General features: G+C 54.2%; 21 protein-coding genes and 1 pseudogene. 8 read left to right on the plus strand and 14 right to left on the minus strand.

What is annotated here, in order from left to right; genetic code table 11:
- Positions 1–63: 63 nt before the first annotated feature.
- From B0B12_RS06400 to B0B12_RS06410, 3 genes and pseudogenes are all read right to left on the minus strand, one after another.
- Positions 64–417: pseudogene (locus B0B12_RS06400) on the minus strand (SRPBCC family protein); the annotation flags it as partial.
- Between the two features lie 238 nt (positions 418–655).
- Complete coding sequence (locus B0B12_RS06405; protein WP_076666742.1) at positions 656–1,075, minus strand: DUF4345 domain-containing protein; 420 nt, start codon at positions 1,073–1,075, stop codon at positions 656–658.
- A 74-nt stretch (positions 1,076–1,149) separates the two neighbouring features.
- Positions 1,150–1,734: a Crp/Fnr family transcriptional regulator gene (locus B0B12_RS06410; protein WP_076666744.1), complete on the minus strand. Its 585-nt coding sequence runs from the start codon at positions 1,732–1,734 to the stop codon at positions 1,150–1,152.
- A gap of 170 nt (positions 1,735–1,904) precedes the next feature.
- Here B0B12_RS06410 and treF point away from each other — a divergent pair, with 170 nt between their 5' ends.
- Positions 1,905–3,443, plus strand: a complete 1,539-nt coding sequence (gene treF, locus B0B12_RS06415) for an alpha,alpha-trehalase TreF (RefSeq protein ID WP_083704091.1) — start codon at positions 1,905–1,907, stop codon at positions 3,441–3,443.
- Positions 3,444–3,530: 87 nt separating this feature from the next.
- Here the strand turns inward: treF and B0B12_RS06420 are convergent, their stop codons facing one another.
- Positions 3,531–6,248, minus strand: coding sequence for a PAS domain-containing protein (locus B0B12_RS06420; protein ID WP_076666746.1), 2,718 nt, complete (start codon positions 6,246–6,248; stop codon positions 3,531–3,533).
- A gap of 263 nt (positions 6,249–6,511) precedes the next feature.
- Here B0B12_RS06420 and truA point away from each other — a divergent pair, with 263 nt between their 5' ends.
- The 4 genes from truA (at position 6,512) to B0B12_RS06435 (ending at position 9,469) form a co-directional block, all read left to right on the plus strand.
- Positions 6,512–7,300: a tRNA pseudouridine(38-40) synthase TruA gene (truA, locus tag B0B12_RS06425; RefSeq protein ID WP_076666748.1), complete on the plus strand. Its 789-nt coding sequence runs from the start codon at positions 6,512–6,514 to the stop codon at positions 7,298–7,300.
- A gap of 122 nt (positions 7,301–7,422) precedes the next feature.
- Positions 7,423–8,454 carry a proline iminopeptidase-family hydrolase gene (locus tag B0B12_RS06430; protein WP_076666750.1) on the plus strand — a complete coding sequence of 344 codons (1,032 nt, stop codon included), beginning with the start codon at positions 7,423–7,425 and terminating at the stop codon, positions 8,452–8,454.
- A 56-nt stretch (positions 8,455–8,510) separates the two neighbouring features.
- On the plus strand, positions 8,511–8,702 hold the full coding sequence (locus tag B0B12_RS20095) for a hypothetical protein (RefSeq protein ID WP_139337771.1): 192 nt from the start codon (positions 8,511–8,513) through the stop codon (positions 8,700–8,702).
- A 158-nt stretch (positions 8,703–8,860) separates the two neighbouring features.
- Positions 8,861–9,469 carry a c-type cytochrome gene (locus B0B12_RS06435; protein ID WP_076666752.1) on the plus strand — a complete coding sequence of 203 codons (609 nt, stop codon included), beginning with the start codon at positions 8,861–8,863 and terminating at the stop codon, positions 9,467–9,469.
- Between the two features lie 8 nt (positions 9,470–9,477).
- Here B0B12_RS06435 and B0B12_RS06440 read toward each other — a convergent pair whose 3' ends face one another.
- A complete protein-coding gene (locus B0B12_RS06440; RefSeq protein WP_076666754.1) occupies positions 9,478–9,834 on the minus strand; it encodes a DUF6152 family protein in 357 nt (118 codons plus the stop codon).
- Between the two features lie 455 nt (positions 9,835–10,289).
- Between B0B12_RS06440 and B0B12_RS06445 the strand changes: the two genes are divergently transcribed.
- On the plus strand, positions 10,290–14,204 hold the full coding sequence (locus B0B12_RS06445) for a S8 family serine peptidase (RefSeq protein ID WP_076666757.1): 3,915 nt from the start codon (positions 10,290–10,292) through the stop codon (positions 14,202–14,204).
- An 83-nt stretch (positions 14,205–14,287) separates the two neighbouring features.
- Here B0B12_RS06445 and B0B12_RS06450 read toward each other — a convergent pair whose 3' ends face one another.
- From B0B12_RS06450 to B0B12_RS06470, 5 genes are all read right to left on the minus strand, one after another.
- Positions 14,288–15,376, minus strand: coding sequence for a DUF3616 domain-containing protein (locus B0B12_RS06450; protein WP_076666759.1), 1,089 nt, complete (start codon positions 15,374–15,376; stop codon positions 14,288–14,290).
- Positions 15,377–15,558: 182 nt separating this feature from the next.
- Positions 15,559–16,068, minus strand: coding sequence for an SRPBCC family protein (locus tag B0B12_RS06455; RefSeq protein ID WP_076666761.1), 510 nt, complete (start codon positions 16,066–16,068; stop codon positions 15,559–15,561).
- Complete coding sequence (locus tag B0B12_RS06460) at positions 16,065–16,385, minus strand: ArsR/SmtB family transcription factor (protein ID WP_076666763.1); 321 nt, start codon at positions 16,383–16,385, stop codon at positions 16,065–16,067. Before B0B12_RS06460 ends, B0B12_RS06455 begins: the two co-directional genes overlap by 4 nt.
- A 248-nt stretch (positions 16,386–16,633) precedes the next feature.
- Positions 16,634–17,107, minus strand: coding sequence for a DUF6644 family protein (locus B0B12_RS06465; RefSeq protein WP_076666765.1), 474 nt, complete (start codon positions 17,105–17,107; stop codon positions 16,634–16,636).
- Between the two features lie 14 nt (positions 17,108–17,121).
- Positions 17,122–17,475 (minus strand): DUF6152 family protein, encoded by a 354-nt coding sequence (locus tag B0B12_RS06470; RefSeq protein ID WP_076666767.1) that lies wholly within the window; start codon positions 17,473–17,475, stop codon positions 17,122–17,124.
- 176 nt (positions 17,476–17,651) lie between these two features.
- Here B0B12_RS06470 and B0B12_RS06475 point away from each other — a divergent pair, with 176 nt between their 5' ends.
- Positions 17,652–18,434: a bestrophin-like domain gene (locus B0B12_RS06475; RefSeq protein ID WP_076666769.1), complete on the plus strand. Its 783-nt coding sequence runs from the start codon at positions 17,652–17,654 to the stop codon at positions 18,432–18,434.
- A 111-nt stretch (positions 18,435–18,545) separates the two neighbouring features.
- Here the strand turns inward: B0B12_RS06475 and B0B12_RS06480 are convergent, their stop codons facing one another.
- The 3 genes from B0B12_RS06480 to B0B12_RS06490 all read right to left on the minus strand — a co-directional run bounded on the left by B0B12_RS06480 (position 18,546) and on the right by B0B12_RS06490 (position 23,528).
- Positions 18,546–20,753 carry an acylase gene (locus tag B0B12_RS06480; RefSeq protein WP_076666771.1) on the minus strand — a complete coding sequence of 736 codons (2,208 nt, stop codon included), beginning with the start codon at positions 20,751–20,753 and terminating at the stop codon, positions 18,546–18,548.
- A 367-nt stretch (positions 20,754–21,120) separates the two neighbouring features.
- Entirely contained in the window at positions 21,121–22,869 is a 1,749-nt protein-coding gene (locus tag B0B12_RS06485; RefSeq protein WP_076667728.1) for an ABC transporter ATP-binding protein, read from the minus strand.
- A gap of 224 nt (positions 22,870–23,093) precedes the next feature.
- Positions 23,094–23,528 (minus strand): hypothetical protein, encoded by a 435-nt coding sequence (locus B0B12_RS06490; protein ID WP_244554612.1) that lies wholly within the window; start codon positions 23,526–23,528, stop codon positions 23,094–23,096.
- Between the two features lie 228 nt (positions 23,529–23,756).
- On the opposite strand from B0B12_RS06490, the gene B0B12_RS06495 reads away from it, so the two are divergent.
- A complete protein-coding gene (locus B0B12_RS06495) occupies positions 23,757–24,677 on the plus strand; it encodes a macrolide 2'-phosphotransferase (RefSeq protein ID WP_076666775.1) in 921 nt (306 codons plus the stop codon).
- 91 nt (positions 24,678–24,768) lie between these two features.
- Here the strand turns inward: B0B12_RS06495 and B0B12_RS06500 are convergent, their stop codons facing one another.
- Positions 24,769–25,248 (minus strand): DinB family protein, encoded by a 480-nt coding sequence (locus tag B0B12_RS06500; RefSeq protein ID WP_076666777.1) that lies wholly within the window; start codon positions 25,246–25,248, stop codon positions 24,769–24,771.
- Positions 25,249–25,446: the final 198 nt, after the last annotated feature.

Genomic DNA, 25,446 nt, shown 5'->3' on the forward strand with positions numbered 1-25,446 from the left:
TTATGCACCAGCCCCGCTTTTATTTATACTATTAAATAGGATCTCTTCTGCAGCTTACAGCCCTTAGGCCTCCTGTTTCTGAGCAGCCAATAGTTGATCGAGATTTTCCATGGCCGCTGTCAGGCCTTCTTTAAAGCCCATCTGGATGGTAGTTTCGAGTTGTGCCAGGTCATCGAATGTGATCAGGTTCTCTACTAAGGTAACTTCTTGTTTGGGTGTAAAGCTTATCTCCCAATCTGATTGCAGCATTTCTGTGTTTACCACGCCTTCAGTATCTGCAAAACCATCCAGCGCGGTAAAACACCTTCTAGGATCAATGGTCTTGTAGTTAGCCAAGGCCCAATGCTCTTCCCCTTCCGGGCCAACCATGGCATAGTGCCAGTAGCCACCTTCCCTGAAATCCATGGTTTTGGTGCGGACTTTCCAGGGTTTAGGCGCCCTCTTTACCTAGCTCCTTTCAGGATAACGAAAACAGAGATGGAAACGGCCCTGTCCTCAAGAGGACGGCTTTCAGAAAAGATGTGGGACAGGCACGTGCTGCAAGCTACCCCAGCGGAGGTATAGCCTGATCGGGGGACAGACCGCTGTTACACGTGGTGCCGCTCCACGGCGTCTTCCAGGCGCCGCCGCTTTGCTCATTGCCATTAGCCTTTCTCTAAACCGCCTTATGGGTAGGTACAGCTTTTCTGTTTGCCAGCACCAGGGCCAGGGCGATTACAAAAAACACTGACTCTATCAGCAGCCACTGGTTGCCGAAGTCGCCCAGGGCCCCTTCCGAGAAAATGGTGATGGTGCGCGACAAGGCGTAGAAGCCCCAGAGCAGGCACAGAAACAGCAGGCCGCTTTGGGTATCGCGCCACATCAGGTAGATCAGGCTCAGGAAGAGCGTCATTCCTACCCCACCGTAAACCCCGCGGATGGAGCTGAGGGCATCGGTATTGTTGAGCTGCACGTGTACCAGGTCCATCACCGACTGCGGGTTGGCAAAGGCCATCAGGCTAACGGACAGGAGGCTGATCGCCGAGAGGAGAATAAAGCCTTTGGAGGCCAGGGTCACGGTTTTTTGCGTCTTCATAACATTCATTTGTTTATTTGATGTTACAAAGATGGCGTGCCCCGCAAAGACTATTCTTGGTAAATACCAAGATTTCAGATGCGCACTTTGTTGAGCAGTTTGCTGAAGTTGGTCGGGTCGATGCCCAGGTAGTTGGCCAGGTACTTGTGCGGCACCAGTTGCAGAATGTGGGGGCTGCGCTGCAGCAGTTTCCTGAACCGCTCCTCCGAGGTATAGCACTGCAGTTCTACCAGCCGCGCCAGCAAACCCGACATACTATGGCTCAGCCCCTCACGTATCATGGATTCGATGGACGGTCTGGTCTGCATAAGCCGCTGCAGCTCCGGGAAAGGCGCCCGCAGGAAAACGGATGGGCTTAAGGTTTCATAGTAGTAGCGGGAAGGCAACTGCAGCATAAAGGAATCGAGCACGCCGCCAAAGGACGGGGCATAGGTGAACACCAGCGTCGCTTCCCGGTCCTGGTCGTCGAAGTAATACACCCGCTGCACCCCATCGGCCACAAAGTATAAATAATGCTCCACCTCGCCCGCCACAGTCAGGGGCTCCTTCCGTTTGGCCACATGGCGGCTCCAGACAGCCGCAAACGCCTCCCAGTCCTCGTCGGACAATGGACGAATGCCGTTTACCAGTTGCCTGAGCTGCTGCAGTTCTTGGGTCATTATTGGGGTGATTGCTGTGTATACTACCTGCAATTTAACGGGACTAGGGTGATCTGCAAATTCTGATTTTAACAGGTATGCAGTTTGCCCTCACTGTCGTAAGATGCTAAATCCATCAAAACACTTCAACCCAAAAACCAGTTATCTGTGCAAAGGAAAGTCGAAAATAAATGAGAGAGATAGAGACCCCACAGATATACAGCGTAGTACCCGCCATTTTACCACCCGATCAGTTGTTCGGACCACTGTTTCACGACGTGCAGATGAATCATGTTTTTCCTGATTCCATCACGTTTGCAGACTGTTTCCCCAAACGTGCCCCCGAAGAAATCCTGAATTTGTACGAGATCGAAAAGCACAAGCAGGATTTTAAACTGAAGGATTTTGTCTGTGAATATTTTGAAATCCCCACCCCGATTCAAACCGACTACGAAAGCGACCAGCAGCTTCCCGTGACGGAGCATATCGCGCAACTTTGGCCCCTGCTGACGCGCCAATCACAAACCAACTGCTCCATGCTGCCCGTGCCCAAATCCTACATTGTGCCCGGTGGCAGGTTCAGGGGTTTGTATTACTGGGACAGCTACTTTACCATGCTGGGCTTGCAATGTGCCGGGGAACATGAGCTGATCCGGGACATGGTAGACAATTTTGCCTACCTGATTGATGCCTACGGGCATATTCCGAACGCGAACCGGAGTTATTACCTCACACGCTCACAGCCTCCCTTTTTTGCCCTGATGGTCCAGCTGCTGGCGGAGATTGACGGGCCGGATGTGCTGACGGAGTACCTTCCCCACATGCAGAAGGAATATAACTATTGGATGGACGGGTACTACCGCCTTTCCGCTAAAGAAGACTGCATCCGCAGGGTTGTCCTGATGCCCGACGGTAGTATTCTTAACCGCTACTGGGATGACCAGTCCGCCCCTCGTCCAGAGTCGTATGTGGAGGATGTGGAGATGGCGCATCGTGCCGCTTCGGATGGCGTGGAGCCTGGCACACTCTACCGGCACATCAGGGCAGCCTGCGAATCGGGCTGGGACTTTAGCTGCCGCTGGTTCCGGGAAGAAAACAACATGGAAAGCATCCACACAACCGACATGGTGCCTGTCGACCTCAACTGCCTGCTCTATGACCTGGAAGAAACTTTAGCAGAAGCCTATGCGCACAGCTCTTTTTCTGAGCCTTCGGCTTACTTCCTCCAAAAGGCAGAGAAGCGCAAAAAGGCCATGACCAAGTATCTCTGGCATGAGGAAAAGGGCTTTTACATGGATTATGATACAAAGTCAGAAAAGTCTACGCCCATTATGTCGCTGGCAGGTATATTCCCGCTGTTTTTCAAAATCGCCAGCCCGGAGCAGGCCGGGCAGCTGCACGAGCACCTTGTCAGCAGTTTCATGAAAAAAGGCGGCCTGGTGTCTTCTCTCCACGAGAGCGGCCAGCAATGGGACTACCCGAACGGCTGGGCGCCGCTGCAATACATCAGCTATGTGGGGCTACGGAACTACGGCTTTGACGCTACCGCCGACGAACTCAAAAAGAGATGGATCGCTATGAGCGACCAGGCTTTTAAAGAAACGGGCAAGATGATGGAAAAATACAACGTGGTAGACCCTGGCTCAGAAGCCGGAGGCGGCGAATACCCCAACCAGGATGGCTTCGGCTGGACGAACGGCGTCTATCTCTGGATGAAGCACAATAGTTGAGGAAGAGCTCATAACTGGCACGAGCGTCAGGGTTGGCAGCAACTAAACAGACTTTGGTTTACCTTCTGTCTCTCTTCAAAACTATACCTACACGGGCAGGTATACCCTGAAAGTAGTGCCTGCGTTTGCCTTGCTCTCCACCTCTATTTTGCCGTCGGCGTTCTCCACTATTTTCTTCACCATGTAAAGCCCGATGCCGGTGCCTTCCACATGGTCGTGGAAGCGCTTGAATAAGGTAAAAAGGCTTTTTCGCTGTGCAGTGGTCATGCCGAGCCCGTTGTCCGCGAAGGTCAGCACCTGGTAGTGATCCGACTGGTGGCAACTGATCTGCACGTGTGGGGTCCTGTGTGGGGAGCGGTATTTCACGGCGTTGGAAAGCAGGTTGTAGACCACGCTCCGCAGGTTTTTGCGCGAGAAGCGGACGGTTGTTTTGGGTGCTATGTCCACATCCAGCACAGCTTGGGTCGAGGTTAACAAAGGCGCCAGGTCCAGGGTCACTTCTTCGATCACCTCCGCCACATGCACCTGCTCGGCATTGAACTCATAGGCTTGCTGGAGCTTGGCCACTTCAGTCAGACTGTCGATGGTTTTCTTGAAACGCTCCACTGAGCCTTTCATCATTTCCAGTATCGCCTCTGTATCATCTTTCTGATCACCTATAGAGGTATGCCCATCAGTCAGGAGCGTCAGCAGGCCTTCTATGTTGAGGATGGGCGCTTTGAGGTCGTGGGAGGCGGTATAGATGAAATTATCCAGGTCGTTGTTGATGCTGATCAGGTGCCTGTTCTTGATCTCTAATGCCTCCTCGTGTTCTTTGCGTTCGTGCACGTCGGTAGCTGTTCCGTACCAGCCGGTTATGTTGCCCGCGCTGTCGCGTTGGGGAAGGGCGCGGCTCAGGTGCCAGCGGTGGTTGCCGTCCTGCATGCGAAGCCTGTGCTCTATCTCGTAGGGCGTACCCGTTTGCACGGCCTTGTGCCAGGCTGCGGAGGTGGCCTGCTCGTCCTCTTCCAGTACCATGCTCTCCCAGTGCCAGTTGCCGTCCGGCAGTTTTCTGGCCCCGGAAAACTTAGCTACGCGTTCGTTGTAGTACGTTACCTTCCCGTCCGGTTTGGCGATCCACACGATCTGCGGCATGGCGTCGGCCAGGTTTTGCAGGTCGCGGGTGCTTTGCTCTACCTGTCGCTGGGCCAACACCTCTTCGGTTACATCAATGGCGGTGTGGTGAATGCCGTATACCTCCCCTTCTTTGTTGAAGAGCGGCTTGTAGGTAAAGTTAAAATAGCCGGGCACCAGGCGACCGTCTATTTCCAGTTCGGCTTTTTCTTTTGTGCCCACGTAGGCCTCGCCGCTTGCATACACCTTCTCCAACAAGGCCGGGAACGGCTGGTCCTCCAATTCCGGCAGGGCTTTGCGAAATGTTTTCCCGACCACCGAACTGTCTTTTCCCCAATAGCTCAGCATGATGTCGTTGGCATATTGTATGGTCAGGTTTTCGCCCAGGTATAGGGCCGTGGCAATGGGAGCTTCTTCGATCAGGGTGCGGTAACGCCACTCGCTTTCAGCTATTCTTTCCCGCGCCTCGTTGAGCTCAGTCACATCCGCCCCCGTGTTGATGACCCCGTATACCTCACCGGCGGTATTGAACAGGGGCGTCATGCTCAAGTCAAAAAAATGCGTCCGCAGCTCTCCGCCTACTACCAGGTCCAGTCTGTGGTTTTTGGCATGGAAAGCTATACCCGTGGTATAAACTTCTTCCAGCTGTTCGAACACCTGCTGGTTCTCCAGCTCGGGCAACACATCTTTGTACAGCTTGCCCACAATGTCGTTGCCTTTGCCCAGTCCGTCTTTGATCGCTTGGTTGGCGAACTGTATACGCATTTCGCGGCCCACATATACCCCAATCGGGTGGTGGGAGCTTTCGATAAAAGAGCGCAGCTGCAACTCGCTTTCCTCAACCTTTTGGCGGGCCTGCACCTGCTCCGTCACATCGTGCACCACACTGAACACACCGGAGGCCACCGTGTCGCCGGGGTTGGCATAGTAGGGCTGGTACACGAAATTGTAATAGCAAAGTTCTTCGGAGTCGTTTTTTACCAGGGTCACGGGATACTCCGCGGCATAGAATGGCTGGCCTGTATTGCGCACCTGGTCCAGGAGGTCTGGCAATCCCTGGCCTGCGGCTTCCGGAATGGACTCAAACAGCGGTTTGCCAATTATATCGGACGTTTTGCCCAGCAGGCTGAGCATTTCCCCGTTCGCGAGCTCTACCCTGTTTTCAGGGCCGGCTACAATGCACACCGCCACTGGTGCCTGCAGAAACAGGCTGTATTTTTGTTCAATTTCACGGAGGGCGGCGGCTTTCTTCTCGGCCAGTACCTGCGCTGTAATTTCAGCCGAGGTGTGCAGGATGTAGCGCAGCTTGCCTGCCACATCTAGTATGGGCTTGTTGGTTGTTGTCCAGTAGCGCTCCTCAAACACGCCGGCTTCTCCTGCCACATCATACCGCATGGTGGGTATCTGGCCGGGCTTTTTGCTTTGCATAACCCGCATGAGGGAAGCCTGCAGGTTGGATGGGCCTGAAGCGGACGCGTCTTCCGGGTTCTCGGGGTATACCTCGAACACACCTTTGCCCACTACCTCATGCCGCTCATGCCCGGTCAGGCGTAGCTGCTCGTCGCTTGCGGCCAGTATGGTAAAATGGGGAGGGTTGGGTTGCAGCAACAGGAAATTGCCTGCCAGGGAGTTGAACACTTCTTGAAAGTCCGGAGCCGGAATGTCTTTCCCGACAGAATTAGCTTGTTGCATGCAGTGGCTGGTAAGTAATGTGGAAAGATACACAATTACGAAGCAGGATTAATTCCATTCTGGTAGAATGTCAGTTTAAATCTGAAACTTACCTAACTTTCCCATCCGGCATATTGCCTGCAAGGTGCTTCCAAAATCAAATTTCCCTTTAGGCGCATGCAGGGGCACTGCGGGTAGATAACATAATCTTGCCGTCATGCAGCATCATTCTCCTTTATCCCTATCTTGCAGAAGAACCTCCAACCTTATACCTGACCAACCCCTTGCGTTACTTCTTTCACATCGGCTATAGTGGCACGCGCTACAAGGGCTGGCAGCGCCACCCCTATGGCGTAGGCGTGCAGCAGGTGCTGGAGGAGTGTCTGCAGAAGATTCTGAAGCAGCCAATTTCAATTGTGGGTTGCGGACGGACGGATGCGGGGGTGCATGCGAGCCAGTTCTTTTTTCATTTGGATGTGGCGCAGCCCTGGGAGTTTGACATGCTTTTCCGGCTGAACAAAGTGCTGCCGCCCGATATTGCCGTGTTCGACATCCTGCCCGTGGAAGGCCAGCCCCACGCCCGCTTCGACGCCTGCCAGCGCAGCTACGACTACTTCATCCATACCTACAAAGACCCGTTTCTGCACGAGGCCAGCGCCCTATACCTTGTGCAGAACCTGAACCTGGATGCGATGCAGGCGGCCACTGCCCTGCTCCCCCTTTACTCCGACTACCGGAACCTCTGCCTTACGCCAGCCGAGCACGACAGCACCATCTGCCACATCACAGAGGCTCACTGGCAGACAAACCCGCAAGGCGACCGGCTGCGCTTTCACATCTCAGCCAACAGGTTCCTGAGCCGCATGATCCGCATTCTGGTGGGTCAACTGCTACAGGTGGGCACTGGCACGCTCAGCCTCTCCGAGTTTGAAAGTTACCTGGCGCTGGAGCGAGCCCCCAAGCACCTGAATCCAGCTTATCCGCAGGGGCTATACCTGTCCAAAGTCACCTACCCCTTCCTGGACCTACCGCCCCGAGCTTCGTTCCTGCCAGCCACACACGCATCGCTCTAGCTATACCTGTCGCGCTCCTCTCCACCCCGACCCGATTTCAAGAGAATAAACAGGCGACAGAGTGCCATTCATTTTCTATCTTCACCGTACACATACCTTCTGCTCACCTAAAACCAAACGCCATGCAAACACGCTTCTCCATGCGCCAGCTTTCCCCTGTCGCTTCCGAAAATGCCAGCACTTCTATACCTTCTGTGGCCGACTACCACAACTATACCGGCACGGACCACGAACTGAGCGGTGGCGCCCGCCGCATCACCATCCATACCCCGAAAGGCGATTTTTTTGTCTGGACGAAGCGGGTGGGCAACAACCCAACCATGAAGCTGCTCCTACTGCATGGCGGTCCGGGCGGCACACACGAGGCTTTTGAGTGCTTCCATAGCTACCTGCCCAAGGCTGGCATCGAGTACTATTACTACGACCAGCTGGGCTCCCACTACAGCGACAAACCCGATGATACCAGCCTCTGGGAGATTGACCGCTTTGTAGAGGAAGTGGAGCAGGTGCGCCAGGCGCTGCAGTTGGACAAGAGCAATTTTTACCTGCTGGGCCATTCCTGGGGAGGCATCCTGGCCATGGAGTATGCGCTTAAGTACCAGCAGCACCTTAAAGGTCTGATCATCTCGAACATGATGTCGAGTGTGCCGGCCTATAACCGCTATGCCGACGAGGTGCTGGGCCCGCAGATGCCCGCCGAGGTGCTGGCCGAGATCAAGCAGATTGAAGCGGCAAACGACTTTGAGAACCCGCGCTACATGGAATTGCTGCTGCCACACTTCTATACCCGGCACGCCCTGCGCATGCCCTTGGAGGAGTGGCCGGACCCGGCCCTGCGCATGCTCGACCACATGAACCAGCAGGTATACCTGCAGATGCAGGGACCAAGCGAGTTCGGTATCCGGGGCAACGCCTCGCTCCTCAACTGGGACCGCTCCCAGGACTTGCCGAAGATCAACGTACCCACGCTCACCATCGGCGGCCAGCACGACACCATGGACCCGCAGCACATGGAGTGGATGGCCACACAGTTTCCGGATGGCCGCTATCACCATTGCCCCGAAGGCAGCCACATGGCCTTTTACGATGATCAGAAAATGTATTTTGAAGGACTGGTCAAGTTTATGAAAGAAGTGGACCAGGTGGGGAGTTAGAGAGTTAGAGAGTTAGAGAGTTAGAGAGTTTGTGAATCTCGAGTTCTGAGTCTCGGTTGCTGGATTTCGTAGGGACAGGTCGCGACCTGTCCGAATCGTGCATGGGTGCTATACCTATACCTATACCTATACCTATACCTATACCTATACCTATACCTGAGGCGATGATTTCTGAAGGTGAGGCAACCTGCGCAAAAGACCTCGCAGTGTCCGGAGGTCCTGCGAGTGTCTGGGTGAGCAGAAAATAGCCAAGACGCTAGGAAAGCGATTTATTCCAGAATTTATACCCTTCACATCGAGCATCCTGCTGTTCACGCGGTAATCGGGATTGTAATTCCGGATCTGCTGGATTATAGGTAAATTAGGTATTGCCGTTGATTTACTTATTCCACTAAACCATACCGCTATGAAAATTTATTTACTCATTTCTTCCCTCCTGCTCTTCTCCATCATTTTGCTCTCCACACCGGTACTGAAACATCAGTCTAAAACAACTAAAAAGCCGGCTGTAAGCGCACTGCAGCAAGATCAGGAACAAATTAAGCGAGGGGAGCATCTGGTGCTTACCTCTGCGTGCCACGATTGCCACACGCCCAAAAAGATGACGGACAAAGGGCCGGTATTGGATTACGAACGCGCCCTGTCCGGACATCCGGCCAATGAACCGGCGCCTGAGGTCAACCGCAAGGAGATGGAGCAGAAAGGCTTGATTGTCACCAGTACCCTAACTGCCTGGGTCGGTCCCTGGGGTGTTTCCTATGCCGCCAACCTGACATCCGATGCGACCGGCATCGGCAACTGGACGGAGAAGCAGTTCTTCATGGCCATACGCGAAGGTAAGTACAAGGGCATGGAAAACACACGCTCCTTGCTGCCGCCCATGCCCTGGGACATGTACAAGCACATGACGGACGAAGAGCTACGGGCCATTTTCGCCTACCTGAAATCTACCAACCCCATCAAGAACGTCGTTCCGGCCCCGCAGCCACCGGTGATGGCCGTATCGGGTAAGTAGCTAGAGAATTAATGAGCCAATAGCCGTCCGCAGGCAATCACAGCTGTCCAAACCACAATCGAGCACACCGTCACAGCCCTGGCAGCCATCGGTACGCCGCTCTGTTCCCAATCAGTTGAGGATGGCGCAAGAAACCGGTGAAAGAAACCGGCATTCAGGCCACCTATCAACAATAGGATCAGTTTGATGTGAAAAACAGGATCGCTTGCCAGGGCCAGCACTACCGTCCAGGTCTTGTCCTCGTGCTGGAGCTGCAGCATGCCGTGCGGGTTCTCGTAGGTGATTTCCTCTACCAGGCCCGTGTAGTCCAGCGTTTTGGTCTGGTCGTAGTTCGCCCAGCCGTGGTGCAAAACTGAAAAAGCCATCGTCAGTGGCAGGTAAAGTCATAAGCATAAACCAGCTGATGAGAGACTTCTGTCAAAACGGAGGAAATAGAAAAGGTGTAGCGCAGATCAATACGTATAACAACTGCTGGAAGGCACCTTAGGCAGGCCAAAGACACTACTATACCTATCAATTCGAAAAAAATCAGCTCGAGTGGCCAATTATAGCTTTGATGAACCCAGTTAAAGCCCACTCTTTTGTCCAAGCTATACCTGCTACTCTCACTGTGCCGCGTTAGTTGGCATATCACGTTTTAAGCCATTTTCTTCACACAACCTGATTCAGCTATCTGCATGACATTCTATGTTTTAACACTAAAATTCAGGGTAAAACATTGTAAAAAAAACATATCAGTATATTAAAATTTGCGTATTATTACTTTCACATTAAAATCCACCTAAAACTCTCTAAAACTAAACTTTCACACGATCCCTTTATGAAGAAGTTCTACATTGCATGCACCCTGCTCGCGGCTATACTGACCGGGCAGGTGTCATCATCACAGGCGCAGGAGTTGACTTCGGCGCAACTCACCTCCTCTGCTCCACCTACCGCATCCCCTGACCTACAGAAGCCTTATCATGACGATAAGATCTTCGTGAAGTTCCGCTCAGAAGCAACCGGTTCTTCCCTAGCCTTCAACGACAAAACGGCGCGCGGACAAAAACTGAAGCAGGACAAGCTCAGCAAGGCTCTCCTCAAAGCAGACGCCCGCCTGATGCGACAGGCCGCCGGCAAGGCCATGGGCCGTAACATCGACCGTATCTTCCAGGTGGAGCTCGATGGCGCTAAGGGTGCGGTCGACCAGCTGCTCACCGAGCTGAACGCCATGCCGGAAGTGGAGTATGCCGAGCGCGTGCCGATCTACTACATCCACGCCACGCCAAATGATCCATTACTGACAAACAATCAGTACTCGCTTCATATCACCAAAGCGATCCAGGCGTTTTCTTCCTTCAACAACCCAAACAGCCGGCCTGTCAAACTTGCCATCGTGGACGATGCCGTGCTCATTAGCCACAGCGACCTCAAAGCCAATATCTGGACGAACCCAGGCGAGACAGGCCTTGATGCCAACGGCAGAGACAAAGCCACTAACGGCATCGACGACGACGGCAACGGCTACATCGATGACGTGAACGGCTGGGACGCGGCCGACAAGGACAACAACCCAAGCCCGCCGCTGACTCCTACCGCACTGGGTAACCTAGCCAGCCCAACGGTATTTTCGCACGGCACGCACTGCGCAGGTATAGCGGGTGCTGTAACAGGCAACGGCACGGGCGTAGCCGCTGTCAGCAACAACAAGGTACAGATCGTACCAGTGAAGAGCACCTTCGACAACGCGACCAACACCAATTCCATCAACGCTTCTTTCGATGGTCTGGCCTACGCCGTGCGCGGCGCCAAGGCAGATGTGGTGTCCATGTCCTTTGGGGGTGGCAGCTACTCGCAGGCCTTTCAGGACCTGATCAACGAAGGCGCTGCCATGGGGATGATCTTTATCGCCTCTGCCGGTAACAACAACAACGACCTGGAGCAGTATCCGGCCAATTACAAGAACGTGATCTCGGTTGCCAACTCCGATGCCGCTGACAAGAAAAGCAGCTCTTCCACATTCGGCAAATGGGTGACCATCACTGCGCCGGGCAACGCCATCGTCAGCACAGTGCCGGGAACAGGTGCAGCCATAGCCGCGGGTGCTTATGGCTCCAAGTCGGGCACTTCCATGTCTGCGCCCATGGTGGCTGGTCTGGTGGGTTTCATGAAATCTCAGAATCCGTCGCTCACACCCGAGCAGGTAAGACAGCTCCTCACCTCCACTGCCGACAACATCGACCTGATCAACCCGGGCTATGAAGGCCAATTGGGTGCAGGCCGCATCAACGCCTACGAGGCCATCCGTGCCGCAGGCGGTACAGCTCTGGCAGCGGCGGCTGACTTTATCATCAACAAGTCGGAGATCGTGATTGGTGAGAAGGTGAGCTTTGTGAACCGCTCTATTGGGGGTAACAGCTACGCCTGGACCTTTGAGAACGCCGACAAGGCCACTTCCACTGAAAAAGACCCAACCGTTACCTTTACCAGTGCCGGTGCGCACAACGTTACCCTCACGGTGAATGGTAGCATTTCTAAGACTGTGAAGGTGAATGTGACGGGCTTTGCCCAAACCGACATCCTGGGATTGCCACTGGCCGGACCTGTGGGTGCCTCTGGTGTAAACGGCCACAGCACGAACAACATCCCTGCCTTCGCTAATTTCTACAAATACAGCGACGGGCACCAGATTGCGGGTGTGAACATTTCTTTCCGCGTGGCGACGGCCGGCTCTTCCACCGGCAACATCCGGGTGAAGGTATGGGAAGTGGACAAGGGCCTGCCAGGCGCCGTGCTGCATACCCAGACCGTAAGAATCGCAGACCTGGTGGCTAATGGATTAGTGGGAACCCTGAGCCCGAACTATATCTACTTCGACAAACCGGTGCAGATTCCGGCTGACAAGAGCTTCTACATCGGCTTCGAGATCGATTACGGCAAAGGCGACAACATTTCCATTCACCACTATTCCTCAGCAGCGGCTGGCTCCAACGCAGCGCTGTACTTCAACAACAGGTGGCAGATAGCCGGTCAGATCGGTGCCGCCTGGACATTCGCAATCTTCCCGGTAGTGGCTGAAAAGGCACTGTTCCCAAGCGGCAATTTGGCAGCGAAAGCAGAGGTTTGCATGGGCACCCCACTAACCTTCAGCGCAGCAGGTATAACCAATGCAGATGCCTATACCTGGAACTTCGGCAATGGCAGTACTTCTACTGATGCCACCACTTCTGCCGCGTACACGGCAGCAGGCGTTTACCAATCAAGCCTGACGGCACGCCGCAACATCACCATCACCGAGGGCGCAGTAAACTACCCGGTACAGCTGCGTAACACGTTTGCGCAGCAGGTGAGCGTGGCGGATTGCAGCAAAGTGCCGGTGGCAGCCTTCGAGGTATCAGCCCAGACAGCCAATGCTGGTACGCCAGTTCGCTTTGTGAACAAGGCGGAAAACGCTACGAGCTACGAGTGGCTGATCGTGCAGGGCGGAAACCGCATCACTTCCACAGAAGCTAGTCCGGTGATCACTTTCACGCAGAAAGGTAAATACGATGTGACCCTGATCGCTAAAAATCCGAACGGGGTAAAAGCGGAAACCTACAAGAAACAGTATGTGGAGATTCTGACAGCTGGCCAGGACTGCAACACGATCGACCTGCCCTTCCCTCGCCTGACGGCCTATGGTACAGCAGCGGGTGGCGCCTTCTCCGGCCACAACGGTTACGGCATAAAGGATTATGCCAAGTCGTTTGAGCTGAGCGCAGGCCAGGCATTGACCAAAGCCACTCTGAACGTATTTGCAGCAGGTGCCGCTGCTCCGGCTCAATCTACTATCCTGGTGAAGGTATGGGATGCATCAGGTCCAAACGGAAGACCAGGCCAGGTAATCAGCTCAACTCCTGTAAAATACACCGACCTCATTCAGGCCGTGAATACAAATGGCGGTAACATCGAAGTGGTACTGGACCAGCCGGTGCTGGCTCCTGCAGATGGCAAGGTATACGTAGGCTTCTCGATCAACTACATTCCACAGGAAACCTTCTACCTGTCCACTAGTGTAGCGGGCGCGGGCATGGGTAACCGTTCTATGGCTAATTACAATGGCACCTGGCTCAGCATGGTCGAGCTGGTATCGCTCTACACAGACCTGGCCATCGCCATCAGCACAATAGACAACGCCGATAAACTCCCTGTTGCGGCCTTCACTGCCTCTGCCACTACGGTAGGTGTGGGTGAGACCATCCAACTGGATGCCAAGCAAAGCAAAAAGGCTCTGATCTACAACTGGACTGTGAACGGCGGCACTATCAGTTATGCACCGACCAATGGTCAGCGCGCCGCCGATGACATGAGCCAGGCATCTGTTTCTTTCGACAAGCCGGGCATCTACACCATCACCCTGACGGTGCTAGGCGACTGCGATGCGAAGGTTTCCACGAAGAGCGTGCAGGTAGAAGTGACCGACAATGCCTTGCTGGCACAGAGCGAGTCTGCCATCAAGGGTATTTCGAATGACATGGTATACCCGAACCCGACCAGCGGCAGCTTCAACCTGGTGCTGAATGGCAAAGCGCAGGAGCAATTCAACATCAGTGTATGGGATGTGAACGGCAAACTGGTGCAGCAGCGCAACCTCACGCTGGAGAACGCCACCCAGACGCAGCAACTGAGCCTTGAGGACCAGCCGAAAGGCCTTTACCTGATCCGGGTAACGAACGGCAGCAAGGTGCAGACGCACAAGCTGGTGAAAGAATAGACGAACACTCAAGTATAAAAAAGCCCGGCTCATCGCCGGGCTTTTTTTATTTACGAAGCTGCCAACTGGCAAATTCATAGAAACTACTCCCCTATCTGCAGTACATCCGCCAGCACGTCGTTTTCCCCTACTGTCCGTTCCGCTGTCGGGCTGTCGAACACCACCAGCACATGCTTTTCATCCAGTAAGGTAAGCCCTTCCGCTTTGTCCTTACCGGAGTTTTCGCCTGATCCGTGCGGCACCTCGCTCAATCGTTCCAGTTCGTTGTTATGGATCACCTGTTCTGTGTTTCCGTTCACAGCATTGCGCCAGCGGTAAATGGCAATCACGCCGTCCAGGTCCATGGTGGGGCCGGCCAGCAGGTACATGTCGTCTCCGGCAATGCGCAGCTCCCGGATGCCTTTACCGCGCAGGTTCAGAAAGTGCTTGCGGTAAGGCTTCTGCTTCGTGATCCGCTTCAGGCGCAGGGTGCCGGCTTCCTCTTCCTCAGGTTCTACCTCCAGCACCATGGCCCAGCCGCGCAGCACCGGCCCGCGCAGGCCAATGAAAATACGGTGCCCGTGCACGGCCAGTCCCTCTATGTCGAAGCCGTTGTCTTTGCCGGGGATGTTCATAAATGGGGCAATATGCTCGTCCTGCTCCATCAGCTCAGTTAACATATTGCTGGTTTTGTTCCCTTTCAGCTGAGCCGCATGGAGCATTTTGCCGCGATGGTCCGGATCTTCGGCTTCTTTGTAAAGCGTGTACTCACCTGTTTCGGGATCCTGCAGAATAGGGATGCGCGCCAGCAGGTAACGGTTCGGGTCGCTTTTGATTTTCGACAAACGCGCTATCTGCTTCTTGATGGAGTCGGGCCTTTTCGGCTTCTTTCGCTTCAGACTGTGCGAACCGATGAGCCAAAGGTAGTGATCGGCCATGCCCATTCCCTCAATGTCGATCTCGCTGAAATCCTTTGCCGGGAGGTCGAGATAATCGTGAATGTCGAAGGAGCGGTGCTTGCCAAAAGAGCCGTCGGGCAGGCGGGTGAGGCGCTCCATGGTCGTGCGTTCGTCACAGCTCAGCCACAGGTTATCGCCCAGCAGCAAGGCGGTAGAAAGGCCGTCGCGCACATGCTTGCCTTTGGCGTTCAGGCTCAGGTCCGGGGTAAAGGATAGTTTGATTTGATTGTGCATGTTGTCAGTCAGGTATAGAGCGCTCTATTCAGGTTAACATACGCATGCAGACCTGCACTGGCTGTGCCGGGCACGTCAGGTATAAGCGTCATATAACTCAAAAAGCGGGGCTCGAAGGTTTAACACCTGCCCCGCTTTTAAATATGTGATGAAGCATGATTTTTCTCTGTGGCTGCCGATACTTAGGCCTCCTGTTTCTGGGCAGCCAGTAAGGCATCAAGTCCTTCCATGGCCATGGTCAGGCCTTCTTTAAAGCCCATCTGGATGGTGGTTTCGAGTTGTGACAGGTCGTCGAAGGTGATCAGGTTTTCGACCAGCGTTACCTCGTCTTTGGGCGTAAAGCTCACTTCCCACTTCGATTGGGGCATGTCTGGGTTCACCACTCCCTCCGCATCTGCAAATCCATCGAATGCGGTAAAGCGCTTTTTAGGGTCGATGGTCTTGTAATTGGCCAGTGCCCAGTGTTCTTCGCCTTCCGGACCAACCATGGCATAGTGCCAGTGGCCGCCTTCTCGAAAATCCATTGTCTTGGTGCGGGCTTTCCAGGGCTTGGGTGCCCACCATTGGTCCAGTATCTCGCTTTTGGTGTAGGCATCCCATACCAGCGGGAGCTCTGCGGCAAATTCTCTCTTTACGGTGATCGTTTTGTTTTCCTTGTTCACGGAAAACTCAAATTCCAGTTCTTTTTTCATGGCTTTTTTGTTTTAAGGTTTGATAATACATTGTCAAGTTCGCTGAAACGGTCTTCCCAAATCTTCCGGAACTGTTCCAGCCATTTGTCTATTTCCTTCATCTTCGATACTTCCAACTGATAGTAAATCTCACGCCCCTGCTGTTCCTGCTTCACCAACTGGCACTCCGTCAGGATCTGCAGGTGCTTTGAAACAGCCTGCCTGCTGGTGTCAAAATGCTCGGCTATGGCGTTCGGCGTCATGGCCTGCAGGGCAATCAAGCCAATAATGGCGCGTCGGGTGGGGTCTGCTATGGCCTGAAAAACGTCTCTTCTCATTTGTTTAGCTTCAATATGCAACCATTTGTTTGCTAATATACGCGCAACTAATCGGTTGCGCAAATTATTTTCTAATTATTTTTCTCTAATGTCTTCATACAGAGCAGGTATAGGTCGACGTTTCAGAAGGGTTCTGTAAGCTGACTAGCCCAATCGAAGGCCATACAGGATACCAGTCTGGTTCTTTAACAGTGGAAATTACAAGGATAAGTGGCGGTAAAACGCTGCTGATTTAGACCTTTGGCACCCTAATACGCCAGCAGCCTGCCGCAGGCGATCACTACCACCCACACCACCAGCGAGCACACCGCCACAGCCCTGGCAGCCATCGGTACGCCGCTCTGTTCCCAATCAGTTGAGGATGGCGCAAGAAACCGGTGAAAGAAACCTGCATTCAAGCCGCCTATCAGCAGTAGAATCAGTTTGATGTGAAAAACAGGATCGCCTGCCAGGGCCATCGCATTGGTGCTGAAAAGCAGCAGACCAGAAGGCACGATCAGGTATAGCCCCCTTCGGGACCAGGGCAGCAGATGGCGGGCCAGATCCGGGACAGGCAGGTTTTGGGAGAAGCCCAGCAGGCGCAGGTCGAAGAGGAAGGCGGTGCCCACCAGCAGCACGATGCCCAGGATGTGCACAATCTCCAGAAAAGGGTATAGCCAGGAGGAAGCCCGAATGGCGCTGGCCAGTGCCGAGTCTTCCAGGGCCTGCAGCAGTTCTGCCATGGAGGCGGACACCGTTAGCGCAGCTCTATCTTTTTACCACTTACATAAATCCGCTCCGCGCGCATCTCATCCTTCACCTCTTTGTGCGGATAGCCCACCACCCGCACCGAATCGCCAGGCTGGATCATGTCTTTGCTCAGACCTCTCGAACTCATTCGGCTGGGCGGGGCCAGCACCACCGTCCAGGTCTTGTCCTCGTGCTGGAGCTGCAGCATGCCGTGCGGGTTCTCGTAGGTGATTTCCTCTACCAGGCCCGTGTAGTCCAGTGTTTTGGTCTGGTCGTAGTTCGCCCAGCCGTGGTGCAGAGCTGAAAAAGCCATCGTCAGTGGCAGGAAGATGATCAGCAGGAATTTGGCAGGTAAAGTCATAAGCATGAGGCATTTGGTGATACTCTTTGTAAAACGAAGAATCCCGAAAAAAGTAATGACATGAGGAGAGCAGCTGGCGCCGGCTGAGCTTCTTTTTTATACCGGCTACGTATAGGGCTTAGCTGCTACAGGGCTCCCTGCGGTTGGCTGGTCCTGTTTCAGATGCTATAAAAAGTATGACAAAAGAATATCTGTACGAGCACAACAGCATCCTGATTGTGTCGGTGCTGTTCGTGTTGATTCTGCTGGCCCAGGAAGTCGGGTACCGCATCGGCCGCCATCACCAGCGCAACACCGACAAAGATGTGAAAGCGCAAACCAGCACCATACAGGCGGGCACCCTGGGTCTGCTGGCGCTCATCCTCGGCTTTGCCTTCAACATTTCCCTGCAGAGCTATAACGCCCGCACCAAAGCGGTCATCACCGAGGCTAACGCCATCGCTACAGCCCTTATGCGCTCCCACCTGCTCCCTGCCCCCTACGATTCGCTCACCCGTCAGCAATTGCAGCAGTACATCGACCTGCGGCTGGCCCTCAGTAATACCAATTATGCCATGGTGCAGGAGCAAGAAGCCCTTGCCGACGAGACTGAGTCAACCCAGCGCCACATCTGGGAAGCCGCTGTGAAAGCCGCGCGCATCGACCCCAATACCGTCACTACCGGCTACTTCATCACGGCACTCAACCAGCTGGTGATTGCCCATAACGAGCGAAACGCCTTACTGGCCATGCACGTGCCCGAAGTGATCTTTTACCTGCTGTTCATTGTGTTCATCATGTCGGGTGCCCTGATCGGGTATGGCAGCGGACTGGGCCAGAAACGCAACACCCTGCCGTCTGCATTCCTGAGTTTCATGATCTGCCTGGTGGTGTTCATCATCATCGACCTGGACCGGCCTATGCGCGGCATCGTAAAGGTGGACAAGTATAGCCTGGAACGCCTGAAAACAGACAAGTAGCCTTTATGATCAGCCAGTGTGCTTTGTTTAAAGCGCTACCTGCCCCCGATCTAAACAAAAAGGTCCGGACTGAAAAGCCCGGACCTTTTTGTTTAGATCAATCTATACCTGCTACTCGCTCACCCGCTGCCCCGGCGTATACCTGGCCTTGGCTCTTCTCTCCACATCTTCGCGGTAGTAGGCGACGTCTTTAAACTGCACATCGGCATAGCGCTGGGCCTGGTCGTTGAAGTGCGGGGATTTTGGGTCGCCGCTCTGTCCGCCTGCCAGGATGGTCTTGGCTTTCACCTTGTCGCCGAACTGCACCACGGCCACAAAACTGTTACCGGAGGTGCCGTAGAGGCGCTTGGTATCATAGCGATTCGCGCCGTAAGAAGCCAACGCTCCCCAATTGCCCGATGCCATACCTACCGGTATACTCGGCGCCGCATCGTTAAACGGCTGCTTGATGTCGCCGGTCAAGCGCTGGAAGCGGTTGATCTCACCCCAGGGCGTGTTCCATTTGCCAAAGTCCTTTTCCAGCTCAGCGATGGTTTTGCTGAAGATCTCCAGCCGCTCTGTCTCTGGGGCTTTGTTGGCGTAGTAGTCGAAACGCTCCATCACGTGCCCCTTCGGTGCTGATCCATCGCGCAGCAAATTGGTGGCATAGAAATGCGCCAGCGACATCGCCACCGACTCCTTCGACACGGCATAGTCCCATGTACGCATCACCTCGATCGCTGCTTTCAGTTTCGGGTCGTTTGGCTTCTGGTTGTCATAGGCTTTTACGAGTCCGGGAATCAGCACCTCGAAGCCCGGCAGGTAAGGGTCGTAGGCCAGGTCGATGAGTTTGTCTAATGTTAGGTTCTCGGCTTTTTCGAGCAGGCGGATGGCGTGTACGCCGCGGAAGTTCTCTGGCGAAGGCGCCATGTAAACCGGGTAGTCCTCTTTCTTCGGGCTGTACTCGGCAGCAGCAGTAAACGGTGTGGAATTGCAGTTCTGGATCCAGCCGTTGGGTGGGTTTATGATCCGGATGGTCTCGTCTAAGGTATGCAGGCCATTCCAGTCGGTTTTGGGGTTGCTGCCATCCACTGGTTTGGAGTAATCAAAAGCCGTATCGCGTTTTGGGAAGAAGTTGCCGTGATAGTAGGCGATGTTGCCGTCGGCGTCGGCGTACACGGTGGCGTTGGAGGAGTTGGTGCGCATCTCCATCATCTCATTAAACTCCTTTAGGTTAGTTTTCTTGGTGCGGGTATAGGATTGGGTAAGCGCCTCCACCGGTTTCCACATCAGGGCGGTAGCCACCCATTTGTCTCCGTTTTTGTGGGTGATCGGCCCGTGATGGGTATGGTAGGTGGTGAAGGTTTTTTCTTTCAGCGCATCCCCCTCTTTATAAGCCAGCGTCACTTCTTTTGTCTGCACAGGGCGCAGCTCCTCGCCATACCTGTAGAATAGTTTGCCGTCCTGCTTTACAATGGTTTCCTCAAATTCGTCAATCACATCGGCATAGGCAGAGGTGTGCATCCAACCGGTTTTCTCGTTGAAGCCCTGGTAGATGAAAAACTGTCCCCAGGTCACGGCACCATAGGCATTCAGTCCCTCTTCGCTTACGGCATGAACTTCACCCCGGAAGAAGAACGAGGTGTGCGGGTTGATGAGCAGCATGGCATCGCCGGAGGCCGTGTGCTTGCCGGAAATAGCAAAGCCGTTTGAGCCTTTCGGTTCTTCGAGCAGCGCAGGCTGCACCAGTCCGTGCCCGGCACTGTTCAACCCCAGCGACTTATCTTCTTCATAAAATGCCTTGATGCCTTTGGTCGAAACGCTCTCGATGTCGCCGCCAATGGAGCCTTCGCTGAAGTACATCGGCATCCAGGGCTCAAAACGGGTAAGCAGCTTCGGCTTCACCTCGGGGTGCGTGTGCAGGTAGTAGTTGATGCCATCGGCAAAGGCCTGGCAAAGCACTTTCAACCATTCCGGACTACGCTCGTATTCGGCCTTGGCTTCTTCCTCCGTCATGTACAGTTTGGCACGCAGGTCGCTGTACAGCTGCTCCTCTCCTTCCACTTCGGCCAGGCGGCCGGTAGCCCACAGGTAATTGCGCTCCACGCGGTTGAAGTCGTCTTCGCACTGGGCGTACAACAGTCCGAACACGGCGTCGGCGTCCGTTTTGCCATAGATGTGCGGCACGCCAAAATCATCGCGCATGATGGTGATGCGGGCGGCCTGCTGCTCCCACCTTGCCACCTCACTGGCAGCATCCGGTTTGTTACTGGTCGTACAGGAAGACAGGCAGATGAATAAAAGCAGCAGGAGCCACTGAGATTTTAAAAGGTATTTCATGGTTTTAAGGTAGATAAGCTGGAAAACGATCTTCCAATTTAAGCATTATTCTGAAATGCACAGGTCAGATAGGCTGCAGCAACACGCTATACCTGAAGAAGTCTAGCACAGCTTCAGGTATAGCGCGCTTTTACAGGTATAGACCAAGAGCTCTTTCGGATTTGGAATCCGAAAGTTCAGTAACTGCGGATTTGTAATCCGCATAGCTAAGGCAGTAGCTACTGGCCAGGATGCGGATTGCCAATCCGGTACAGCGATTCAGCGATGGAGGAACGGCGACAAAGGACCAATTCGAAATAACGAAGACAGCTAGGCCTAAGCAATTTCAAAACCAGGTATAACCTACACATTCGAACCTGCTACAAGATCAAATTCTGGCCTGATAGGTATAGAGTTGATAATACCGCCCCTGCTTCTCCAGCAGTTCCTCATGACGCCCTTGCTCCGCAATGCAGCCTTGCTCGATCACCAGAATCTGGTCGGCCTGCCGGATGGTACTCAGGCGGTGAGCAATCACGAAGGTCGTGCGCCCCTGCATCAGGGTTTTGAGGCTGGCCTGAATCAAGCTCTCGCTTTCGGTGTCAAGGTTAGAAGTCGCTTCGTCCAGAATAAGGATGCGTGGGTCAGCCAGGATGGCACGGGCGATGGCGATGCGCTGCCGCTGACCGCCGGACAGTTTCACGCCCCGCTCCCCGATTAGCGTATCCAGCCCCTCCGGGAAACGGTCGGTAAACTCCTGCACGTGGGCTGCCTGCACGGCCTGCATCAACTGCTCCTCTGTGGCGTTGGGACGTGGGAAAAGGATGTTCTGCCGGATACTGCCTTCAAAAAGAAAATCGTCCTGCAGCACCACGCCTAGCTGACTGCGATAGCTTTGTAAGCTGATGCGCTGCAGGTCGTGGCCGTCCACCGTAATCGTGCCACTGTCCGGGTTGAGGAAGGAGGCGGCCAGACCCGCAATGGTCGTTTTGCCGGAACCCGAAGTTCCCACCAGTGCGGTTACAGAGCCGGCCGGTGCCCGGAAGCTGACCTCCTTCACCACATCTTTGCCGGTTTCGTAGGCAAACGCCACACGGTCGAACACAATGTCGCCGTGAATCTGATCGAGCTGGAGCGTGCGGGTGCCGTGCGCATCTTCTAACGGTGTGTTGAGGATTTCCTGGGTGCGGTCGAGGCCGGCGAAGGCTTCCGTGAACTGGCTTCCGATGTTGCTCATCTGCAGGATCGGGGCAATCATAAAACCCAGGTATAGCGTGAAGGCCAGAAAGTCGCCAAAGGTCATCTCACCTTTCATGATCAGGTAACCGCCAATGCCCATGATACCCGCCGAGGCAATGCCCAGCAGCAAAGTAGCGGCTGATGTTACCATGCTGGTAGTAGTCAGGCTCTGCTTGACGTTGAGGAAAAGGCGCGTCACGCCATCTTCGAATGTCTTAATTTCCTGCGCCTCCGCATTGAAACCTTTGATCACGCGCACGCCGCCCAGCGTTTCGGTCAGGCGACCGGTCACTTCGGCATTGATCACGCCACGCTCCCGGAAGATCGGCCTGATCCTACCAAAGGCTTTGAGTGAGATCACCCCGAAAATGGCCACCGGAATGAGCGCAAAACCTGTCATGAGCGGACTGATGTAGATAAGCAGCACCAGGCAAATGAGCGAGGTCAGGACGCCGCCGATCATTTGTGCAAAGCCGGTGCCGACGAGGTTGCGCACCCCTTCCACATCGGTCATGATGCGCGAGACGAGTTCGCCGGTTTTGGTATTGTCGAAAAAGCGGATGGGCAACTGCATGATGTGGCGCTGTACTTTGGCGCGCAGTTGCGAAATAAGGTGCTGGGCCTCGACACTCAGTATTTGGGTGAGCGCAAAAGAGGTAACTGACTGAATGACGATGGCTGTCAGCACCGCCCCGATCAGCCATTTGAGCATGGTGCTGTCGCCGGTCGGAATCACGTCATCGATGAGATACTTGCTGGCACCCGGCAACACCAGCCCGGCCAGTCGGCTGATGATGATCAGCACCAAGCCGACCGCCAGGTATTTGCGCCGCGGCCAGATGATGGTCCTGAATACTTCTGCAATCGTAACGTTCTGGAGTTTTTTTGATTTTGGCATAGGCGTGAAGGTACGACAAAAAAACACGCTCATAAGCAGCTTTCTGCCGTGGGCTTTTCAAATCAAGCAGTGCGCTAAACCTTGGGAGGAGCTAGTGGGCCCACAGGTTCTCGTCTGAAGGAGCTGAGTCCTATAAAGCGAGACTTCCATGCCTTGCAAGAGATGGCTGCGACACATGCTGGTATTGCTTTTCAGTTGTTTTGGCAATGCCAGGCACCGTCACTTCAAGCCAGTACCAACCGGTAAATCAAAATGAGCACGCTGATGAGCACGATGGAGGTATAGATCGCTTTGTTATGCCTGGCCAGCCAGTTAGGCAGGAAGATGTCGAAATTATCGCGGTTAGAGTCGGAGTACCGCCGTGCCACCACCGTGATCGGGCACATTTTGTTGAATACCAGCAGCACAAGCCCTTCCAAGGCAATCAGGCCCAGGCAGATCCAGACCCATTTATCGATCCGGTTGGTGAGCACGGCATAAAGCAGGTAAAAGATCACCACATTGTAAAATACCCATACCACCGTATGCACGGCTTTGATGAGCAGTAGTTTTCTTTCCTTTTTTACTAGGTCCTGTTCCTGGCTTAGCTCCATCTTCCAACGGCTCCTCCACACTATTTTACGAACGAAGGCAGTGTGTGGAGCGATAACCGCATCCATACTTTCCTTGGTTAGCTGCGTATAGTTTTTTATCTTACTCCTCAAACGCATTGCTTTTACACATGAGCACTTCCCTCCTGCAACTCTACATGTAATACGCTGCTTCGGTAGCACCAAATCCGGGCACCTCCTGTGCATCGGCAATTAACCCATGCCCTATACCTTCGCTCCGATTCCCACCAGGTATGGGCTCCGTTTGTATTTTTTTTTAAGTGAAAGCAAAACATCATGAAGGAAGTGAAAAATAGTCCCCTCTCTGAATCAGAACTGATCGGGCTTACCCAACGGCATGGCCTGCACCTGCAACCAGAAACATTCAACTACAATGAAACCGGCCTCGATTTTCAGGTGATCCATGCACTGGACAATGCACAGCAACCTTGGATCCTGCGCCTGCCCCGCCGACCGGATGTGCTGCCCCGCGCCAACAACGAACACCGGGTGCTCCAATTGTTGAAAGGCAAATTGCCGGCAGACCTACCCGACTGGCAGATTTTTGACCCGAGCCTGATCGCCTACCCAAGACTGCCTGGTATACCTGTGGCCAACATCGACATGGAAAAGCTATGCTACGTCTGGAACCTGGACATGGAAAACCTACCGGAGGCGTTTTGTCAGTCGCTCGGGAAGACCATTGCCGCGCTGCACGCCCAGGACACGGCAGCCGCTGCAAAAGCCGGCCTGAACGTGCTGCAGCCGGAGCAGTTGCGCGGGCACCTGCAAGGCCAGATGCAACGCGTGAAAACGGCGATCGGTGTCGCTGATCCGGTCTGGGATCGCTGGCAGGCCTGGCTGCAGGACGACAGCTACTGGCCCGGCTATACCTGTCTCGTGCATGGCGATCTGCAGGCTGCCCACATCCTCACCGACGAAAACGGCAAAGTGAATGGCCTTCTCGACTGGACCGAGGCCGAAGTAAGCGACCCTGCCATTGATTTTGTGGCGCTACTGGCCGCCTTTGGCGAAGATTTCATGAAACGGGTGCTGGTTGCCTACGAACAGGCCGGTGGCCGGGTATGGCCCCGCATGCTGGAGCACGTGCAGCAACGGCACGGTGCCTATGGCGTGAACATCGGTTTATTTGTGCTGGAGTCGGGCACGGATGACTATTTACCGATGGCAAAAGAGGCGCTTGGCTTGAGTTCCTGACCTATACGTATACCTCTTAAAAGCGGCGGCTATACCTGAAATCAGGTATAGCCGCCGCTTTTTATCTGAAGTGGCACCAGTTACGAATGCGTCAGGTAGTTAGTTTTCCGTGCAAACGGCGAAGTACCACGATCTGACCGAGGTGATAGGCATTGTGTTCGGCCACCAGCATCGCTTCGCGCAGGAGCGTCTGCCCATTGCCATGAGGTATACGCGCAAAAAGATCCTGCTCCGTGTCCTGCACCAGTTGCACCATGGCGTCCAAATCTTGTTTGATGACTTGCAGGGTATGGTCCAGGGCTGCCTGGTCGGCAGGGGCTTCGGCTGCGGGCCAGTAGTCGTCGGGCCACTCCGGCGTCTGGTAGTTGGGGTTGCGGCAAAAGTCCAGGATGTCGTGCTGGGCGAAGCGCAGGTGCTCGAGCAGTTGCCAGATGGTATAGGGCAGTCCGGCTACGCGCTTGCCTGCATCCTGCACACTGATTCCCTGCAGCAGTTCCTCACCCGGCCGAAAAGCCTGCCCCATCCGCATCAGCTTTTCCAAATGATCGCGCAATTGTTGTTCCTGTTCCATAGGCTCTTTTCGGGTTCATACTCCTATACCTACGCAGAGTTGAGTCAGAGCGCCTGTATATGTTCAAATCGGGAAGACAGCTGGCTGCCGTGAAGAAAGGCCAAATCCATACTAAGGTTAAAACTGTATTGGCTGGCTGCACCTGTGGAGAAGCAAAAAAGAGCAGCAACAATAACGAAGTCAGATGCTAGTTTCTCC

The sequence above is a fragment of the Pontibacter indicus genome (assembly GCF_900156345.1).
Taxonomy (GTDB): Bacteria; Bacteroidota; Bacteroidia; order Cytophagales; family Hymenobacteraceae; genus Pontibacter; species Pontibacter indicus.

Bases quoted from the DNA above. Each gene is read 5' to 3' on its own strand.
- B0B12_RS06405 (WP_076666742.1), bottom strand. From the start codon at position 1,075: ATGAAGACGCAAAAAACCGTGACCCTGGCCTCCAAAGGCTTTATTCTC.
- B0B12_RS06410 (WP_076666744.1), bottom strand. From the start codon at position 1,734: ATGACCCAAGAACTGCAGCAGCTCAGGCAACTGGTAAACGGCATTCGT.
- treF (WP_083704091.1), top strand. From the start codon at position 1,905: ATGAGAGAGATAGAGACCCCACAGATATACAGCGTAGTACCCGCCATT.
- B0B12_RS06420 (WP_076666746.1), bottom strand. From the start codon at position 6,248: ATGCAACAAGCTAATTCTGTCGGGAAAGACATTCCGGCTCCGGACTTT.
- B0B12_RS06430 (WP_076666750.1), top strand. From the start codon at position 7,423: ATGCAAACACGCTTCTCCATGCGCCAGCTTTCCCCTGTCGCTTCCGAA.
- B0B12_RS06435 (WP_076666752.1), top strand. From the start codon at position 8,861: ATGAAAATTTATTTACTCATTTCTTCCCTCCTGCTCTTCTCCATCATT.
- B0B12_RS06440 (WP_076666754.1), bottom strand. From the start codon at position 9,834: ATGGCTTTTTCAGTTTTGCACCACGGCTGGGCGAACTACGACCAGACC.
- B0B12_RS06445 (WP_076666757.1), top strand. From the start codon at position 10,290: ATGAAGAAGTTCTACATTGCATGCACCCTGCTCGCGGCTATACTGACC.
- B0B12_RS06450 (WP_076666759.1), bottom strand. From the start codon at position 15,376: ATGCACAATCAAATCAAACTATCCTTTACCCCGGACCTGAGCCTGAAC.
- B0B12_RS06455 (WP_076666761.1), bottom strand. From the start codon at position 16,068: ATGAAAAAAGAACTGGAATTTGAGTTTTCCGTGAACAAGGAAAACAAA.
- B0B12_RS06460 (WP_076666763.1), bottom strand. From the start codon at position 16,385: ATGAGAAGAGACGTTTTTCAGGCCATAGCAGACCCCACCCGACGCGCC.
- B0B12_RS06465 (WP_076666765.1), bottom strand. From the start codon at position 17,107: ATGGCAGAACTGCTGCAGGCCCTGGAAGACTCGGCACTGGCCAGCGCC.
- B0B12_RS06470 (WP_076666767.1), bottom strand. From the start codon at position 17,475: ATGACTTTACCTGCCAAATTCCTGCTGATCATCTTCCTGCCACTGACG.
- B0B12_RS06475 (WP_076666769.1), top strand. From the start codon at position 17,652: ATGACAAAAGAATATCTGTACGAGCACAACAGCATCCTGATTGTGTCG.
- B0B12_RS06480 (WP_076666771.1), bottom strand. From the start codon at position 20,753: ATGAAATACCTTTTAAAATCTCAGTGGCTCCTGCTGCTTTTATTCATC.
- B0B12_RS06485 (WP_076667728.1), bottom strand. From the start codon at position 22,869: ATGCCAAAATCAAAAAAACTCCAGAACGTTACGATTGCAGAAGTATTC.
- B0B12_RS06490 (WP_244554612.1), bottom strand. From the start codon at position 23,528: ATGGATGCGGTTATCGCTCCACACACTGCCTTCGTTCGTAAAATAGTG.
- B0B12_RS06495 (WP_076666775.1), top strand. From the start codon at position 23,757: ATGAAGGAAGTGAAAAATAGTCCCCTCTCTGAATCAGAACTGATCGGG.
- B0B12_RS06500 (WP_076666777.1), bottom strand. From the start codon at position 25,248: ATGGAACAGGAACAACAATTGCGCGATCATTTGGAAAAGCTGATGCGG.